The organism is Streptomyces sp. Act143 (assembly GCF_003143935.1).
Classification (GTDB): Bacteria; Actinomycetota; Actinomycetes; order Streptomycetales; family Streptomycetaceae; genus Streptomyces.
The window spans coordinates 1,570,373-1,587,078 of the sequence record NZ_QFRX01000001.1; the positions used below are offsets into that span (position 1 = coordinate 1,570,373).

12 protein-coding genes are annotated in these 16,706 nt (G+C 71.6%); 4 read left to right on the forward strand and 8 right to left on the reverse strand.

Annotation, left to right across the window (positions count from 1 at the left end):
- Positions 1 to 10: 10 nt before the first annotated feature.
- The 4 genes from DI272_RS06985 to DI272_RS07000 form a co-directional block, all read right to left on the reverse strand.
- Positions 11 to 1,330 carry a wax ester/triacylglycerol synthase family O-acyltransferase gene (locus DI272_RS06985; protein ID WP_109494431.1) on the reverse strand — a complete coding sequence of 440 codons (1,320 nt, stop codon included), beginning with the start codon at positions 1,328 to 1,330 and terminating at the stop codon, positions 11 to 13.
- A 159-nt stretch (positions 1,331 to 1,489) separates the two neighbouring features.
- Positions 1,490 to 2,710, reverse strand: coding sequence for a glucose-1-phosphate adenylyltransferase (gene glgC / locus DI272_RS06990; protein WP_109494433.1), 1,221 nt, complete (start codon positions 2,708 to 2,710; stop codon positions 1,490 to 1,492).
- A 53-nt stretch (positions 2,711 to 2,763) separates the two neighbouring features.
- Positions 2,764 to 3,915, reverse strand: a complete 1,152-nt coding sequence (glgA, locus tag DI272_RS06995) for a glycogen synthase (protein ID WP_109494434.1) — start codon at positions 3,913 to 3,915, stop codon at positions 2,764 to 2,766.
- A gap of 40 nt (positions 3,916 to 3,955) precedes the next feature.
- Positions 3,956 to 4,711 carry a (2Fe-2S)-binding protein gene (locus DI272_RS07000; RefSeq protein WP_109494436.1) on the reverse strand — a complete coding sequence of 252 codons (756 nt, stop codon included), beginning with the start codon at positions 4,709 to 4,711 and terminating at the stop codon, positions 3,956 to 3,958.
- 210 nt (positions 4,712 to 4,921) lie between these two features.
- Here DI272_RS07000 and DI272_RS07005 point away from each other — a divergent pair, with 210 nt between their 5' ends.
- Positions 4,922 to 6,133, forward strand: a complete 1,212-nt coding sequence (locus tag DI272_RS07005; RefSeq protein ID WP_109494438.1) for a DMT family transporter — start codon at positions 4,922 to 4,924, stop codon at positions 6,131 to 6,133.
- Between the two features lie 22 nt (positions 6,134 to 6,155).
- Here the strand turns inward: DI272_RS07005 and DI272_RS07010 are convergent, their stop codons facing one another.
- On the reverse strand, positions 6,156 to 7,268 hold the full coding sequence (locus DI272_RS07010) for a transglycosylase family protein (RefSeq protein WP_109494440.1): 1,113 nt from the start codon (positions 7,266 to 7,268) through the stop codon (positions 6,156 to 6,158).
- A gap of 163 nt (positions 7,269 to 7,431) precedes the next feature.
- On the opposite strand from DI272_RS07010, the gene DI272_RS07015 reads away from it, so the two are divergent.
- The 3 genes from DI272_RS07015 (at position 7,432) to gndA (ending at position 11,432) form a co-directional block, all read left to right on the forward strand.
- Complete coding sequence (locus DI272_RS07015) at positions 7,432 to 8,031, forward strand: TIR domain-containing protein (RefSeq protein WP_181387109.1); 600 nt, start codon at positions 7,432 to 7,434, stop codon at positions 8,029 to 8,031.
- On the forward strand, positions 8,031 to 9,866 hold the full coding sequence (locus DI272_RS07020) for a KGGVGR-motif variant AAA ATPase (RefSeq protein WP_109494444.1): 1,836 nt from the start codon (positions 8,031 to 8,033) through the stop codon (positions 9,864 to 9,866). The genes DI272_RS07015 and DI272_RS07020 overlap by 1 nt, the downstream gene beginning before the upstream one ends.
- Before the next feature lie 126 nt (positions 9,867 to 9,992).
- Positions 9,993 to 11,432 carry an NADP-dependent phosphogluconate dehydrogenase gene (gene gndA / locus DI272_RS07025; RefSeq protein ID WP_109494446.1) on the forward strand — a complete coding sequence of 480 codons (1,440 nt, stop codon included), beginning with the start codon at positions 9,993 to 9,995 and terminating at the stop codon, positions 11,430 to 11,432.
- 417 nt (positions 11,433 to 11,849) lie between these two features.
- On the opposite strand, the gene DI272_RS07035 is transcribed toward gndA, so the two are convergent.
- The 3 genes from DI272_RS07035 to DI272_RS07045 all read right to left on the reverse strand — a co-directional run bounded on the left by DI272_RS07035 (position 11,850) and on the right by DI272_RS07045 (position 16,645).
- Complete coding sequence (locus DI272_RS07035; RefSeq protein ID WP_181387110.1) at positions 11,850 to 12,194, reverse strand: GNAT family N-acetyltransferase; 345 nt, start codon at positions 12,192 to 12,194, stop codon at positions 11,850 to 11,852.
- A 31-nt stretch (positions 12,195 to 12,225) separates the two neighbouring features.
- Positions 12,226 to 12,645: an aspartate 1-decarboxylase gene (panD, locus tag DI272_RS07040; RefSeq protein ID WP_109494452.1), complete on the reverse strand. Its 420-nt coding sequence runs from the start codon at positions 12,643 to 12,645 to the stop codon at positions 12,226 to 12,228.
- 112 nt (positions 12,646 to 12,757) lie between these two features.
- Complete coding sequence (locus tag DI272_RS07045) at positions 12,758 to 16,645, reverse strand: glycoside hydrolase family 2 TIM barrel-domain containing protein (RefSeq protein WP_109494454.1); 3,888 nt, start codon at positions 16,643 to 16,645, stop codon at positions 12,758 to 12,760.
- Positions 16,646 to 16,706 lie beyond the last annotated feature (61 nt).

Here is a 16,706-nt window from a genome sequence, read left to right on the forward strand (position 1 = left end):
ACGAAGGAGGTCAAGCCTCGCAGGCGGTGATGAGCGTCTCGACCTCCTCGGTGACGGCCTGGGCCAGCACGTCCAGGTCCGGCACGGCCTCGGCGTCGGCGACCAGGCCGTAGTGGACGTGGCCGCGGTACGTGGAGACGGCGACCGCCAGGGACTGGCCCCGGGCCAGCGGGGCGAAGGGGAACACCTCGGTGACGGGGTTGCCGCCGAGCTTCAGGCCGAGGCCGGGCAGCGGGACGCTGGTGACGAGGATGTCGAACCAGAGCCGGGCGGCCTGGCTGACCAGCGGGCCGCCGAGCCGGTGGCCCAGGGCGGGGACGTGGTCGGCGAGCAGCGCCACGGCACCCGCGCCGCGGTTCGGCCCCGCGTCCTTGTTGCGGTCCATGGCGGCGCGGACCGTGTCGAGGCGGGCGAGCGGGTCGGGGTCGCCGACCGGGAGCCGTATCAGGTAGCCGGAGAGCCGGTTGCCCTGGGGGTGCGCGCTGCGCGGGCGGCGCTTGGAGACGGGGATCAGGGCGCGGGGCGCGACGCCCTCGCTGCCGTCGCCGCGGTCGTCGAGCCAGCGCCGCAGGGCGCCCGCGACGACCGCGATGAGGACGTCGTTGACGGTCCCTCCCCGGGACTTGCGGACGCGGTGCACGTCGTCGAGGTCGACGACCACGCCCGCGGTGCGCCGGGTACCGCTCGGTTCGGCGGTGAGGGCCGAGGAGGAACGTACGCCGACCGTGGACAGCGCGACGGACGTCCCGATGTCGAGGGCCCGGCCCACGTCGGAGACGGCGCCGCGGACCAGCCCCGGCAGCTTGCGCACGTCCGGGAGGAAGCCCCTCGACGGCTCCTCGGGCCGCGGCTTGCGGGCCGGCAGGTCCATCGGGTCCAGGATCGCCGCGGCGAGCGTCAGGGCGCGCAGACCGTCGGCCAGGGCGTGGTGGAACTTGAAGAGCACGGCGAAGGAGACGCCGTCCTCCCCCGGCAGGACGTGCGCCTCCCACGGGGGCCGGCCGCGTTCCAGCGGGCGTTGCATGAGCCGGCCGGCGTCGGCGTGGAAGTCGGCGGTGGGCGCGTGCAGCCGTACGTGCTCCAGCGGGTCGAAGTCGGGGGCGGGCTCGCGGGTCGCCCCTCCGAAGGACAGCGGCTGCCAGACGTCCCGGATGCGCATCCGGAGGCCGGGCACCGCGGCGGCCCGGGCCGCGAGCAGGTCGGCCGCGTGGGCGCCCGCGGTGGGCGAGTGCGCCGTGAAGACGCCGAGGGCGCCCAGGTGCATGGGGTGTTCGGCGGACTCGATGTTCCAGAACGCCAGGTCGAGAGGGGCGAGCAGGTCAGAAGTCAATGGCTTGCCTCGCGTCGACGACGGGTGGGCAAGCAGTCAATCGCCCTCTGGCGATTACGGTCAAGTACGATCAAGCTACGCACAGTTAACAGCAGATTAAGTCCAGCCATCCGCGTCCCAGGATTCACCGGAGCACCGGACGGCAAGGGGACGACGAGGTCAGGACACCTGCTGGCCCTTCCCGAGTGCGATCACCCCGCCCTTGGAGACCGTGTAGAGCTCGGCGTCCCGCTCCGGGTTCACGCCGATGGTCGCGCCCGGAGGCACCTCCACGTTCTTGTCGAGCACCGCGCCCCGCACCACGGCGCCCCGCCCGATCTTGACGTTGTCGTGCAGCACCGACCCCTGCACGACCGCCCCCGGGTCGACCACCACCCCGGGCGACAGCACGGACCGCGTGACCTGCCCCCGGATGAGGCAGCCCGCGCTGATGATGGACTCGCCGGCGATGCCGCCCGCGTTGAAGCGGGCCGGGGACAGCTGGCCGGAGTGCGTGTAGATGGGCCACTGCCGGTTGTAGAGGTTGAACGCGGGGCGCTCGGCGATGAGGTCCATGTGGGCTTCGTAGTAGGCGTCCAGGGTGCCGACGTCCCGCCAGTAGCCGCGGTCACGGTTGGTCTCGCCGGGGACGTGGTTGGCGCTGAAGTCGTACAGCTGGGCCTCGCCGCGCTCGGTGAGCTGGGGCAGGATCGAGCCGCCCATGTCGTGCACGGAGTGCTCGTCCTCGGCGTCCCGCTGGAGGGCCTCTATCAGGGCCTTGGTGGTGAAGATGTAGTTGCCCATGGAGGCGAAGACGCACTCCGGGTCGTCCGCGAGGCCGGGCGGGTCGGCGGGCTTCTCCAGGAAGCGGTGGACCGTGAGTCCGTCCGAGCCGGGCGTGATCACCCCGAACGAGGAGGACTCCGAGCGCGGGACGCGTATCCCGGCCACCGTCACGCCCGCGCCGCTCTCGATGTGCTGGGCGAGCATCTGGCGCGGGTCCATGCGGTACACGTGGTCGGCGCCGAACACCACGACGTACTCGGGCTGTTCGTCGTGGACGAGGTTGAGGGACTGCAGGATCGCGTCCGCGCTGCCCAGGTACCAGCGCGGACCGAGCCGCTGCTGGGCGGGGACGGGGGTGACGTAGTTGCCGAGCAGGCTGGACATCCGCCAGGTGGTGGTGATGTGCCGGTCGAGCGAGTGCGACTTGTACTGCGTGAGGACGCAGATGCGCAGGATGTCCCCGTTGACGAGGTTGGACAGGACGAAGTCCACCAGGCGATACGTTCCGCCGAAGGTGACCGCGGGTTTCGCGCGGTCCGCGGTCAGGGGCATCAGGCGCTTGCCTTCCCCGCCCGCCAGTACGATCCCGAGCACCGAAGGTCCGCCACGACGCATGGTCGCTCCCCTCACCCTGGTTGTGACCCATGCCTGCCCCTGCCCGGGGCGCACTACGCCTGTTTGCGGATCTCCTCGTAGAGCCGCACCGTACGGCGGGCGACCGCGTCCCAGCCGAACTCCCCCACCGCGCGCTCCCGTCCGGCCTCGCCCATCCGCCGGGCGCCCTCCGGATCGCCGAGGACGGAGTCCAGGGCGCGGGCCAGCGCCGGCTCGAAGTCGTCGTCCACGGGGACGAGCAGCCCGGTCTTGCCGTCGTCGACGACCTCCGGGATGCCACCGACGCGCGAGGCCACCACGGGCGTTCCGCACGCCATGGCTTCGAGGTTGACGATGCCCAGGGGTTCGTACACCGAGGGGCAGACGAACACGGCCGCGTGGGTGAGGAGTTGGATCACATCCGGGCGGGGCAGCATCTGCGGGATCCAGTGCACGCCCTCCCGGGCCCGGCTCAACTCCTCGTACAGCTGCCGGAACTCACGGTCGATCTCCGGGGTGTCCGGCGCTCCGGCGCACAGCACGACCTGGGCGGCCGGGTCGATGTCCCGTACCGCGCGCAGCAGATGGGGCACGCCCTTCTGGCGGGTGATGCGGCCGACGAACAGCACGAACGGCCGGTCCGGGTCGAGGCCGATGCGGGTGAGGGCCTCGGTGCCGTGGTCCGGGCGGTAGAGGGTGGTGTCGATGCCGTTGTGCACGATGTGCACGCGGGCCGGGTCGAGGGCCGGGTAGCAGCTGAGGATGTCCTCGCGCATGGCGCCGGACACGGCGATCACCGCGTCGGCGGCCTCGATCGCGGTGCGCTCGGCCCAGCTCGACAGGGCGTAGCCGCCGCCGAGTTGCTCGGCCTTCCAGGGGCGCAGCGGCTCCAGCGAGTGGGCGGTCATCACGTGCGGGACGCCGTACAGGAGCTTGCCGAGGTGGCCGGCGAGGTTGGCGTACCAGGTGTGGGAGTGCACGAGTTCGCGGCCTTCGAGGCCCGCGGCCATCGCGAGGTCCACGGAGAAGGTGCGCAGCGCGTCGTTGGCGGTGTCCAGCGCGGGCCAGGGGCGGTGGCGTACCACGCCCACGCCGCGGCCCTCGCCCCAGCAGTGCACCTCGACGTCGACCAGGGAGGCCAACTCCCGGGCGAGAAACTCGACATGGACGCCCGCGCCGCCGTACACGTCCGGCGGGTACTCCCGGGTCAGCAGGCCCACTCGCACCCGGAACCCCCTGTTCTCAGCGGCTGGTTGCCCTTCATGGTCACCCAGATGCGGCGCGCGGGGAAGAGCGCGGGGGTCGCGCGAAGCAACAGTCGCCGCACACGCCTCCGCCGGGGACGCGGTAGTAGAGGCAGCAGCTGCGGCGCCGGAACGCGGCACCGGTCAGGGTTCCGGCGCCCGCGAGCAGGGGGTGGGCGAGGAGCTCCGCGGTGCGGGCGCGGGTGCGGGCGGCGGCCTCCGGGCGGGCGTGCGCGCGGGCCCAGCCCTCCAGCTGGCGGGCGGCTCCGGCGAGCGCGGAGGCGGCGTTGCCGCGCAGCAGGCCGGGGGCGAGGCGGTACCGGGCGCGCAGTGCCGCCGCCAGGGGCTCCAGGTGCCCTTCCAGGACGACCGCCGCGAGGGTGCCCGCGTCGCCGGGCAGCGGGCGCACCTCGGTGAGCCACAGGTCGTCGGGCGCGCTGCCGTCGGGGTCCCAGTGCAGGAGCCGGGCGTCGAGGTCGGGCACGTGGCCGTAGAGCACGGCGCAGCCGAGCGCCGCCGACCACAGCCGGGCCGCGAGGCCCTGCTGGGCGATCGAAGCGGCGACCCGCGGCTCGGACACCCGCAGGGTGTCGGCCACCTTCTGGACACGAAAAGTCACGGATTCTTCGTAAACGTCCGATTTTTCGATGCCATACGCGCGTGCGAGGGTCGGCAGCGTTGAACGCGGCGGTGCGGCCGTGCGTAGTAGGAAGAAGCCGCCGAGCGGGCGGAGCGCGGCGAGATCGGCGTCGAGGTCCACGAGGAGCAGTAGTACCAAGGCCCCTAGGGGGCGCCACCAGGGGGGCCGCGGGCAGTGTCACCCACCCTGGGGAGGACTGACCCTCCGTAGTACTCCATCGGCAGTAGGACCCATTGCGTGCTCAGGTACGACGACGGGAATGGCATTTCACGGCATCGTGTTGCACATGGAAGCCGACCGTTCGCCGCGCCGGGGTGACCAACCCCGCTTCACGCAGAGGAGCTGCTGATGAGCGCCCTCGCGTTGTCCGTGGTCCTCTCGCTCGTCTCCGCCGTCGCCTACGCGGGCGGGGCGATCGTCCAGGAGCAGGTCGCGGTGTCCTCCCCCGAGCAGCAGTTCGCGCCGCTGCGCCGGCCGAGCTGGTGGGCGGCGGTCGCGCTGAACGGCCTCGGCGGCCTGCTGCACGTGGTGGCGCTGGCGTACGGCCCCCTCAGCCTGGTCCAGCCGCTGGGCGCGCTGACCATCGTCTTCGCCCTGCCCATGGCTGCGCTGTTCGTCGGCCGCAGGGCCGGGGCCACCGCGTGGCGCGGCGCGATCATGGCGACCGTGGGCCTCGCCGGTCTGCTGTCGCTGGTCGGCGCCTCCGACGCGCAGTCCCTGGACACCACCCAGCGGGTGGCCGTCGCGACGGTGACCGGCGCCGTGGTCGTGGCCCTGATGATCGCGGGCCGGGCGGCCCACCGTCACCCGGCGGTGCGCAGCATCCTGCTGGCCACCGCGTCCGGCATCGCGTTCGGCATGTCCTCGGTGTTCACCAAGACCGTGGCGGTCGACTGGACCGGCGGCGTCTCGGTGGCCGACGTGCCCTCCCTCGCGGTGATCGGCGTCCTGGCCACGGCCGGCATGCTGCTGTCGCAGGCCTCCTACCGGGGCGCCGGACTCGCGGCACCGCTGGCCACGCTGACCGTCGTGAACCCGGTGGTGGCGGCCGTCGTCGGCATCACGATGTTCGGCGAGACGTTCCGCTACGGCACCACGGGCACCGCGCTCGCCCTGAGCTGCGGAGTGGTGGCGGCGGGCGGCCTGATCCTGCTGACGTCGGAGCGGATCGCCCGCACGGAGTCCGTCCCCGAGCCGCAGCCGGTGCGCCTGCCGGCCCAGCCCGAGGCGCTGGAGCCGCCGCGGATCGTCCGGGACGACGAGGTGCGGGTACAGGTGCCCGCCTCGGCGGCGGAGCTGCTCGCGGCCCTGCCCGCGCAGACGGCGGCCCGCGAGGAGGCCCTGGTCGCCGCGGCCGAGTCGGCGGTCCGGGAGGACGTCCTGGTCGCGACCGCCGAGTCGGCCCTGGAGGAAGTGCTCGTCCCGGCGGCGCAGCCGGGCGAGGACGCCGGGGCGCAGGCCGCCGACGAGCACCCGATCTTCTACGTCGGCCCCCTCTACGGCGCCTCCTACATCCCGATGCCGGTCCTCGACCGGCATCGCACCAGGGTCAAATCCTGAGGGTCGGGTCCTGATCCTGACGTCAGACCCTGACCCCGCCGGCCCGGAGATAGGCGACCGGGTCGACATCGGTACCGAAGCCGGGTCCCGTCCGCACCTCGAAGTGCAGATGCGGGCCCGTGCTGTTGCCCGTGGACCCCGAGCGTCCGATGCGCTGCCCGGCGCCGACGCTCTGCCCGCTCTTCACGGAGATCGCGGACAGGTGGGCGTACTGCGTGTAGCGCCCGTCGGAGTGCCGGATGACCACCTGGTACCCGAACGACCCGGCCCAGCCGGAGGCGACCACCCGGCCCGCGGCGACCGCCTTCACGGACGTGCCCGTGGGGACGGCGAAGTCGACGCCGGTGTGATAGCCCTTCGACCAGGCGGAACCGGCCTTGTGGTACGGGGTGCCGGTGGGGGCGTCGACCGGGGCGACGAGGGTGTGACCGGTCTCCTCGGAAGCCGACTTCTCCTTCGCCGGCGCGGTGGACGTGGACGTCTGCGTCGTGCTCGTGGCCGCCTTGCCGCGCAGGCTGAGCCGCTGCCCCGGCAGGATGAGGTCGGGATCGGCCCCGATGGTCTTCCGGTTGGCGGCGTAGAGGCCCCGCCAGCCGCCCCGGACGTCCTCCCGCTCGGCGATGCCGGACAGGGAGTCGCCGCGGACGACGGTGTACATCTCGGCGGAACCGGCCCTGGACTGGGGCGTGGTCTGCGGCTGCACGTCCGGGACGGCGGCCTTGGTGCCCCCGGCCGGATGCACGCCGGGGGTGCCGCCGCCCCGCGTCAGCCCGGCCCGCACCGAACACGTCGGCCAGGCTCCCGGCCCCTGCCCGTCCAGCACCTTCTCGGCCACGGCGATCTGCTGGTCCTTGCCGGCGAGATCGGCGCGCGGGGCGTACCGGGTGCCCCCGAAGGCCTCCCAGGTGGACTGGGTGAACTGGAGTCCGCCGTAATAGCCGTTGCCGGTGTTGATGCTCCAGTTGCCGCTCGACTCGCAGGCGGCGACCTTGTTCCAGGTGTCCACGTCGGCCGCCTGCGCCGTTCCGGCGCCGATGAGGGGGATCGCCATTCCGGCGCCGCCCGCCGTGACGGTGAGCGAGGCGCGGTTGATCCTGTTCGGCTGATACCGGCGGTGCCGGCCGCGTACGGCCATGGAGCGTCCCCCTACGACAGACGTCGGAAGGGCCAAAAGTAAGCGCCCCGAACAGGCCATGACAAGACGGCAATCGGCCGCGTCGTGCCGAATGCCGTTCCCGCAACGGCCCGTTGGGGGCACGCCGACGGCTACACTCCGTCCCATCCGCAGGATTGCGCAGGTGAACGGGGCGGCGGTGGAATACGAGTTCGACGTGTTCGTCAGCTACAGCAGAAGCGCGGGAAACGTCTGCGAGTGGGTCTGGAACCATTTCTATCCGGCCCTCAAACGCTGCCTCGAGGACGAGATCGGCAAGGCCGAGATATTCATCGACCGGCAGCTGGACGAACACATCGGCAAGCCGTGGCCGGACCAGCTCGCCACCTCGCTCGGCAGGAGCAAGCTGCTCGTCCCGGTGCTGTCCGCGCCCTACTTCCGCTCGCCCTGGTGCCGGGCGGAATGGGCGACGATGGAGAAGCGGGAGGAACAGGCGAACAACAACGGGCTGATCTTTCCGGTGGTCTTCGCGGACGGCACGAGTTTCCCGGACGAGGTACAGCGGCGCCAACTCCACAAGCAGTTCAAGAACTACAACGTGCCGTACCCCAAGTACGTGGAATCCGAGGCGTATCCGCACTTCCACCGGGAGGTGCAGAGCCTCGCGGAGCTCATCGCCGTCCGGCTGACGGAGGTTCCCGAGTGGAGCCCCGACTGGCCCGCCCTCAGACCCCCGCTGCCCGACACTCCCCTGCGCGGCCGCCTCCCCCGCTTTGGAGCGTGATGGACACCGGACAGATCGTTACGTTCTACTCCTACAAGGGCGGCGTGGGGCGCAGTTTCGCGCTCGCCAACACGGCCGTGGTGCTGGCTCGTTGGGGCTACCGCGTGCTGTGCGTGGACTGGGATCTGGAGGCGCCGGGGCTGTCGTACTACTTCGACGAGTTCCTGGTCGCCCCGCCGCGGGCCGGTCTGCTGGAGATGATCGAGGAGGCCCGCGAGTCGCCTGAGCTGGCGCGCACCGCCGCCCTGCGGCACCGCACCATGGTCCGGCTCCCGGAAAGCGCCCCCCTGAGCCTGATCACGGCCGGCCGGAAGGACGACGCCACCTACATCTCGCGCCTGCAGCAGGTCGACTGGGAGGCGTTGTACGACGAGCACGACTTCGGCGCGACGCTGGAGTCCTGGCGGGAGGCGTGGATGCGGAACTACGACCTCGTCCTCGTCGACAGCCGCACGGGCATCACCGACGCCGGCGGGATCTGCACCGCTCAGGTGCCCGATGTGCTGGTCTTCGCCTTCACCGCCAACCAGCAGAACGTGGACGGGGTGCTGGACATCGTCGACCGTGCCATGAAGGCCAGGGACGGGTTGCCGTACGACCGGCCCCGGTTGCTGACCGTGCCGCTGCTGAGCCGGTTCGACGCGCAGCCCGAGTACGAGCAGGGCGAGACGTGGCGGCGCAGGCTGGCCGACCGGGTGGAGCCGCGGCTGCGGGACTGGGCCCCGCGGGGCAGTTCCGCGGGGGAGCTGCTGCAACGCCTGACGATCCCCTACTTCCCCGTCTGGTCCTTCGGCGAGTTGCTGCCCGCGCTCAGCGAGAGCCCCCGCAACGCGGAGCAGGTCACGTACAGCGTCGCGAGCCTCGCCGCGCTGCTGGCGCGCCGGCTGGAGGACGTGGGCCTGCTGATCGACAACCGTGACTCGTACGTGGAGACCGCGCGGCAGGCCGCTCGCCGGGACTACGAGGCCGACGTGTTCATCAGCCACAGCAGCGGGGCGGAGGAGCTCGGACGGGCCTTCGAGCTGCTCCTGCGGGAGAACGGCCTGAGCACGCGGGTCGCGGCCGACTTCCCGGACCGCCGGACGAGGATCATCGACGCCTGCCGCCACTTGGTGATGATCGTGGACGAGGACGGCGACGACCCGCTCCAGAACCAGGACACCAGCCACTTCCTGCGCCACTCCGTCAACGCGTCGACCGAGCGGCTCGCCCTTCCCGTCGTCACCACCTCGCAGGCCATCCGCAATCTGCCGCGCCTCGCGCAGTCCCTCCAGGTGTTCAACCTGGAGGACGGCACGCTGCCCCAGGCCGCGCGTGCCATCGCCTCGCGCATCCGGCAGGACTCCCGGTCGCTGGAGCCGCACTCGTCCAGGGGCGGTCGCTACGACGTCTATCTGTCCTATGCCCACGCGGACTCGAACTGGACGCTGGCTCTGGCGGAGAACCTCAAACGGCTCGGGCTGACCGTGTTCGTGGACGAGTGGGAGCTCCAGCCGGGAGACCACTGGCCCTCGCGGCTGGAGGCCGGTCTCCGGAACGCCGACACGGTGGTGCCGGTGGTGAGCACAGCGTGGAACCGGTCGGAGTACGCCTTGCAGGAGTACAACCTGGCCGCCCAGCGGGCCGAACGCCAGCAGTTGATCCCCGTCCTGGTGGGCGACGTCCTCCCCCCGCCGCACGTGGCCGAGCGGAAGAACATCGACTTCCGCCATGCCCTGACACCGCGGGACTACGTGGAGCATGTCCGGTTGCTGGCGCGGGCGGTCCTGCGCCTGCGCGAGGACGATCCGCTCCCCCGCAGCGCCTCGGTCGTCCTCCCGGACACCCTGTTCTAGCTGAACACGACAGGGCCCCCGATCCGTATCTGCGTAGGCTGCTAACCAGCACGGCCGGCATCACCCGGCACCACCGGTACACGACCCACGCGATCCACTGGATCTTTGGCTTTGGGAGCAGACGGTATGAGCACTACAGCGCAGATCGGCGTCACGGGCCTCGCGGTCATGGGCAGTAACCTCGCCCGCAATTTCGCCCGCAACGGCTACACGGTCGCGGTGCACAACCGGACGGCGTCCCGTACGCACGCCCTCGTCGAGGAGCACGGGCACGAGGGCGACTTCATCGCCGCCGAGACGGCCAAGGAGTTCGTCGCCGCCCTGGAGCGGCCGCGGCGGCTGGTCATCATGGTCAAGGCCGGCGACCCGACCGACGCGGTGATCCAGGAGTTCGCCCCGCTCCTGGAGCCCGGCGACATGATCATCGACGGTGGCAACGCGCACTTCGCCGACACCCGGCGCCGCGAGCGCGAGCTCCGCGACAAGGGCATCCACTTCGTCGGCACCGGCATCTCCGGCGGCGAGGAGGGCGCCCTCAACGGGCCGAGCATCATGCCGGGTGGCTCGAAGGAGTCCTACGAGTCCCTGGGCCCGATGCTGGAGAAGATCTCCGCGAAGGCGAAGGACGGGGCGCCCTGCGTGACGCACGTCGGTGCCGACGGCGCCGGGCACTTCGTGAAGATGGTGCACAACGGCATCGAGTACGCCGACATGCAGCTGATCGGCGAGGCGTACCAGCTGTTGCGCGATGTCGCCGGGTACACGCCCGCGCAGATCGCGGAGATCTTCCGGACCTGGAACACCGGCCGGCTGGACTCCTACCTGATCGAGATCACCGCGGAAGTGCTGTCGCACGTGGACGCGGCGACCGGCAAGCCCTTCGTGGACGTGGTGGTGGACCAGGCCGAGCAGAAGGGCACCGGCCGCTGGACCGTGCAGATCGCCCTCGACCTGGGCGTTCCGGTGTCGGGCATCGCCGAGGCGGTCTTCGCCCGGTCGCTGTCCGGGCACGCGGCGCTCAGGGAGGCCTCCCGCGGCCTCGCCGGCCCCTCGGCCACCCCGCTGAGCGAGGCGGAGGCGGGCGCGTTCGCCGACCGGGTCGAGCAGGCGCTGTACGCCTCCAAGATCGTGTCGTACACCCAGGGCTTCCACGAGATCGCGGCCGCGCGCGAGGAGTACGACTGGGACATCGACCTGGGTGCCGTCTCCGCCATCTGGCGCGGAGGCTGCATCATCCGGGCCGCGTTCCTGGACCGCATCCGCGCCGCGTACGACGCCCGCGCGGATCTGCCGAGCCTGCTGTCGGACGAGACGTTCGCGCGGGAGATCGCCGAGGCGCAGGACGACTGGCGTGAGGTCATCGTCGCGGCGACCCGGCAGGGGGTGCCGACTCCGGGCTTCGCGGCGGCGCTCGCCTACTACGACGCGCTGCGTGCGGAGCGGTTGCCCGCGGCGCTCACGCAGGGGCAGCGGGACTTCTTCGGGGCGCACACCTATCGGCGGACCGACCGGGACGGTTCGTTCCACACGCTGTGGGGCGGGGACCGCTCGGAGGTGTCCGCCTGAGCGGGCAGGGCGGCTCGGTCCGAGGCGCACGCGCAGGGGCGCGGGGGCTGCTCGCGCAGTTCCCCGCGCCCCTGCGGCGCATCAGCCGGACCGGCGCCCTCAGCTGAGCGGAGGTCCCGGTTCCGGATTCGGGACCGGCTCCGGGCCCGGTGGGATGGGTGACGGGTCCGGCGTCGGCTGCGGGCCCGGGCCCGGCGGGGGCGTCGGGGTCGGGGGCTGCGGGGGTTCCGGCGTCGGGCCCGGTGTGGGTGTCGGCGCCGGGTCCGGCGTGGGCCCCGGGGTCGGATCCGGATGCACCGGGTCCGGGAACGGGTTCGGGGGGTTCGTCATCGTGTCCTCCAGCCTGGTGTGACGTCGGCCCTGGACTTCTCCCCCGCCTACCCGGTCCGCGTCGGGCCAGTCACCCGGACGGCCGGGTCAGAACCGGCCCGGATGCGCCACCAGCCACTCCTTCGCCGCGCGCAGCAGCTCGAGGTCGGCGGCCGGGGCCTCGTCGGGGTGGCGTTCGGCCCACTTGACGACGTACGGGCACAGCGGGGCGACGACCACGCCCTCGCGCGCGGCGATGCCGTACAGCTCGCGGGCCAGGGAGCCCGCGATGCCCTTTCCCTCGTGGGCCGGTTCCACGATCGTGTGGACGGGGACCAGGGCGCGCTCGGGCGACTCGAGAACGAAGTACTCGATGCGGCCCACGACTTCGCCGTCGCCGACGGCCTCCAGGCGGCCGGCCTCCCGGTCGTCGCGGATCTCGATGTCACTCACGGGCACGCTCCTGGTCTCGACCGTCTCTGACTCAGGCCGGTACGGCCTGCGGGCTGCGCTCCTGGTCCGAGCCCGGCACCGGCGCCGACGGGTCCGCGCCCAGGGCCACGATGCGGTTGTCGTGGTCCACGTGCACGACCCGGGGCTCCAGTGCCCGCGCCTCGGCGTCGGTCACCTGAGCGTAGCTGATGATGATCACCAGATCACCGGGGTGGACGAGATGGGCGGCGGCCCCGTTGATACCGATCACACCGGAGCCGCGCTCGCCCTCGATGACATACGTCTCCAGCCGGGCGCCGTTGGTGATGTCGACGATGTGCACGAGCTCACCGGGCAGCAGGTCGGCGGCGTCGAGCAGGTCCGCGTCGATGGTCACCGATCCCACGTAGTGCAGGTCGGCCTGGGTGACGGTGGCGCGGTGGATCTTGGACTTGAACATGGTGCGCAGCATCAAGGGACTCCCGAGTCGTGGCTCCCTGCCCGCATCGCAGGTCAAGGGCCTTGTACGACAGACAATGCCCTCAGGATACGCAGCGGCGCGCGGCGTGGAAATGAAACGCAGGTCACTCCGTGTCCGGTCGGTCCGTCGCCGTGGGCCGTCGTGAGATCTCGGTCGCCCGGCCCACGTCCGTGATCGGGCGCAGCCGGTAGGTGTAGGCGTAGTCCCGGTCCGCGAACAGCTTGTACTCGTCGTGGGTGTGGGCACCCCAGCTGTTGTCGCCGCCGACGCCCATCTGCCGGTGGTTCACCCGCAGGACGACCTCCTTGCGCGGGGTGAGCTGGTAGTCGTGGCGGGCGCCGACCGAGAGGTCCTCCGGGGTGAAGTGGGAGGCGTTGATCTCCAGGAGCGGCTCGCCGCTCACCAGCAGGCCGGTGCCGTCTGGGCCGGTGAGGGCGGCCCAGCGGACGTCGGTCTTGTTGCCGTTCTCCTGCGGGCGGATGTAGGAGGTCCACTGGTCGGCGACCGAGCCCGCGTACAGGCCCACGTCGGTGCCGTTGTTGCGGTCCCAGTGGTTCTCCTCGGGACCCCGGCCGTAGTAGTGCAGCCGGTCCAGGCGGCCGGGGAGGAAGAGGAGGGTGCCGACCTCGGGGATGTACGGCAGTGAACTCGCGCCGGGGTGCAGGGTGTTGTCGACCTTGATCTCACCGTTGCCGAAGACGGTGTAGGTGGTGGTGTACGTCGACTCCACGGTCGTCGGCAGGGTGCCGGTGACCTTGATCTCGACGGCCCGGTCCCCCAGCGTGCGCACGCTCACACCGGTGACCTCGCGGCGCGCGCCCGCGTCCCGCCACGTCTGGTTGCGGGTGTGCTGGCCGTTGCCGTGGTCGTTGTCGGTGGGCGCCCGCCAGAAGTTCGGGGCGGGGCCCGAGGCGATCAGCGGGACACCCGCCGCCTCGTAGGAGGTGAGGATGCCGCTGCTCTTGTCGACGGTGACGGTGAAGTCCTCGCCGGTGACGGTGACATGGGCGGCACCGTCGTCGTGGGTGAGGGCCGGGACGCCGTCCAGGGGCACCGGCGTGACGGCGGGGCTGCCCGCGTCGAGCGGGAGTTGGGCCTTGGCCACCTCGAAGCCGGCCTCGGCCCACTTCGTGCGCTCCTTGGTGGTGAAGGACAGTTCCAGGAAGTACTCCGCGCCGGGCGCCGGGTTCGACGGCGGCCGCACGGGGACGGTGATCTTCTTGCTGGACAGCGGGGCCACGTCGAGTTGGTCCCGGGTGAGCCTGCCCCGCCGGACCGGTTTCCCGTCGGCCACCAGCGTCCAGGTTCCGGTGAATTCACGGAGGCCGGTGAAGAGGAACTCGTTCGTGAGGGTCAGCGCGTCCGCGTCCCCGGTGACGTTGATCGCCTGGTAGATCCGCTTGATCTCCGCCGCCTTGCCGGTGTGGCCGCGGTCGGCGGTGACGATGCCGTCGGCGACGAAGTTGCCGTCGTTGGGGTTGTCGCCCCAGTCGCCGCCGTAGGCGAAGAAGGTCTTCTCGCGGGGTCGCAGCTGCTCGCGGCCGACGGTCGCCGCGTCGAACCAGAACCGGACGCCCTCGTCGCCGGGCCCCCGGCCCTCGGAGGCCAGTTCCGCCGCGCTCAGGGCGCGGGCGTACACCCGTGCCCTGCGGATGGTGCCGCTCAACTCGCGGGTGATGTTGTCGACGTCGGTGGCGAGGGAGAGGGGAGCGGTGTTGCTGCTGGGGCGCCTGGTGGTGGTGCGGGTGGCCCGGACCGTGCCGTCGACGTGGAGGGTCAGGGTGCCGGTCGAGGCGTCGAAGACTCCGGCGACATGGTGTTCGGTGCCGGTCCAGTCGCCCGGCAGGGCCCAGTCGGCGGAGATCCACTGGCCGCCGCCGTGGATGAAGAACTCCAGGTTGTTGCCGTTCTGCTTCAGGGCGTACTGGGTGTCGCCCTTGGCGATGACGGGCTGGTGGTTGCCGAGCACATGCGGGGTGAACCAGGCTTCCAGGGTCAGCGAGCCGGTGAGGTCGAGGCGGTCGTCCCGGGCGAACACCGTGCCGCCGGAGACGCCCTTGGCCCGGTCGAACGAGCCGCCGGGGGCGATGAGTTCGCCCTTTGTCGCGCCGGGGCCCTGTTCCGTGAAGCGCTGCCGCGCGGGGGTGGGCCAGCTCAGGGACTGGTCCACGAAGTCCCAGATCCAGCCGCCCTGGAGGACGGGGTGGCGGCGGACGACGTCCCAGTACTTCTTGAAGTTGCCGTTGGAGTTCCCCATCGCGTGGCAGTACTCGATCATGACGTACGGCCGGGTGTCCGCCGTGTCCTTGGCGCGCGCCTCGACGCGGGCGGGGCTCTCGTACATCTCGGAGCGGATGTCGCTGACGCCGGGGCTGTCGTCGCCCTCGTACTGCACCACGCGGGTGGTGTCGTAGGACTTGATCCAGTCGTGCATGGCGGTGAACGTGCTGCCCGCGCCGGCCTCGTTGCCGAGGGACCAGATGACGACCGAGGCGTGGTTCTTGTCGCGGTGCACCATGTTCTGGGCGCGCGCGACGCAGGCTGCGGTCCAGTCGGGGTGGTTGCCGGGGTACTCGCCGCGGATGCCGTGGGTCTCCAGGTTGGTCTCGCCGACGAGGTAGAGGCCGTACTCGTCGGCGAGTTCGAGCCACTGGGGGTTGTTCGGGTAGTGCGAGGTGCGGACGGAGTTCATGTTCATCCGCTTGATGATCCTGATGTCCTGGATCATGTCGGCGCGGGTGAGGGCGGTGCCGCGGTCGGGGTGCATCTCGTGGCGGTTGGTGCCGCGGAAGGACACCGGGCGGCCGTTGATGCGCATCAGGCCGTCCTCGAGCGCGAACTCGCGCAGCCCGACCCGGTGGGACAGCGTCTCGGTGATCCTGCCGGCCGGGTCGCGCAGCCGCAGCACGGCCGTGTACAGGTAGGGGTGTTCGGCCGACCACAGGCGCGGCTCGGGCACGGCTCGCGCCGCCTGTACGGTCGTGTCCTCGCCGACCGCCCGCACGTCGGCGGACTGCTGCAGCGGCCGGGTCCAGACGGGGTGCCCGTCGGCGTCGTACAGCTGGGTCTCGACGGTGTAGGTGCCGGCGTGGCCCGCCTCGTAGGCGCGCACGCTCGCCGTCACCGACAGCCGGGCGGAGGTGTGGTCGTCGGCGAGCGGGGTGTCCAGCTTGAAGTCGCGCAGGTGGACGGCCGGGGTGGAGTAGAGGTGGACCGAGCGGAAGATGCCGCTCAGCCGGATCATGTCCTGGTCCTCCAGCCAGTCGCCGTCGGAGTAGCGGTAGACCTCGACGGCGATCTGGTTGGTGCCGGGCCTGAGGTGGTCGGTGATGTCGTACTCGGCGGGGGTGAAGGAGTCCTCGTGGTACCCGACGAGTTCGCCGTTGATCCACACGTAGTGGGCCGACTTCACGCCCTCGAAGTGCAGGAACGTACGCCGCCCGGACCAGCCGCGGGGCACGGTGAAGGTTCTTCTGTACTGGCCGACGGGGTTGTAGCGGGTCGGCGCGGCGGGCGGCTGCGGCTCCTCGCCCAGGCCGTTGGGACCCCAGTAGGGGTAGGTGATGTTGACGTAGATCGGGCGGTCGTAGCCGTGCTTCTGCCAGACGGACGGGACGGGGATGGTGTCCCAGTCGCTGTCGTCGACGTCGGTGGCGTGGAAGTCGGGGTCGCGGTCGTCGGGGCGCTCGGCGTAGGCGAACTTCCATGGGCCGTCGAGGCTCAGCCGGTAGGGCGAGTCGGTGCGGTCGGCGGCGAGCGCCTGGCCGAGGTGCCCGTACGGCATCAGGGTGGTGTGGGGCGGCTGGGTGCCGAGCCGGAAGACGTCGATGCGGCCGTTCCACTCGGGGGAGCCGGCCGCGGCGCGGGCCGTGCCGGTGGTCCAGGCGGGGAGGGCGAGGGCGCCGACGAGGGCGGCCCCGCCCTCCAGGAGCCGGCGGCGGCTGACGGGTGCCCATGCGGGGTGGGCGGGGGTCTCGGGAGTGTGCGACATGACCGTTGCCTTCCTCGGTACGGCCGGGTGGCCGTGCGGCTTTGAGGGAGCGTCAGATCCT

What these genes read in the sequence shown, in the direction of transcription:
- gndA (WP_109494446.1), top strand. Translation starts at nt 9,993, where the DNA reads ATGAGCACTACAGCGCAGATCGGCGTCACGGGCCTCGCGGTCATGGGC.
- DI272_RS07020 (WP_109494444.1), top strand. Translation starts at nt 8,031, where the DNA reads ATGGACACCGGACAGATCGTTACGTTCTACTCCTACAAGGGCGGCGTG.
- DI272_RS07045 (WP_109494454.1), bottom strand. Translation starts at nt 16,645, where the DNA reads ATGTCGCACACTCCCGAGACCCCCGCCCACCCCGCATGGGCACCCGTC.
- panD (WP_109494452.1), bottom strand. Translation starts at nt 12,645, where the DNA reads ATGCTGCGCACCATGTTCAAGTCCAAGATCCACCGCGCCACCGTCACC.
- DI272_RS07005 (WP_109494438.1), top strand. Translation starts at nt 4,922, where the DNA reads ATGAGCGCCCTCGCGTTGTCCGTGGTCCTCTCGCTCGTCTCCGCCGTC.
- DI272_RS07010 (WP_109494440.1), bottom strand. Translation starts at nt 7,268, where the DNA reads ATGGCCGTACGCGGCCGGCACCGCCGGTATCAGCCGAACAGGATCAAC.
- glgC (WP_109494433.1), bottom strand. Translation starts at nt 2,710, where the DNA reads ATGCGTCGTGGCGGACCTTCGGTGCTCGGGATCGTACTGGCGGGCGGG.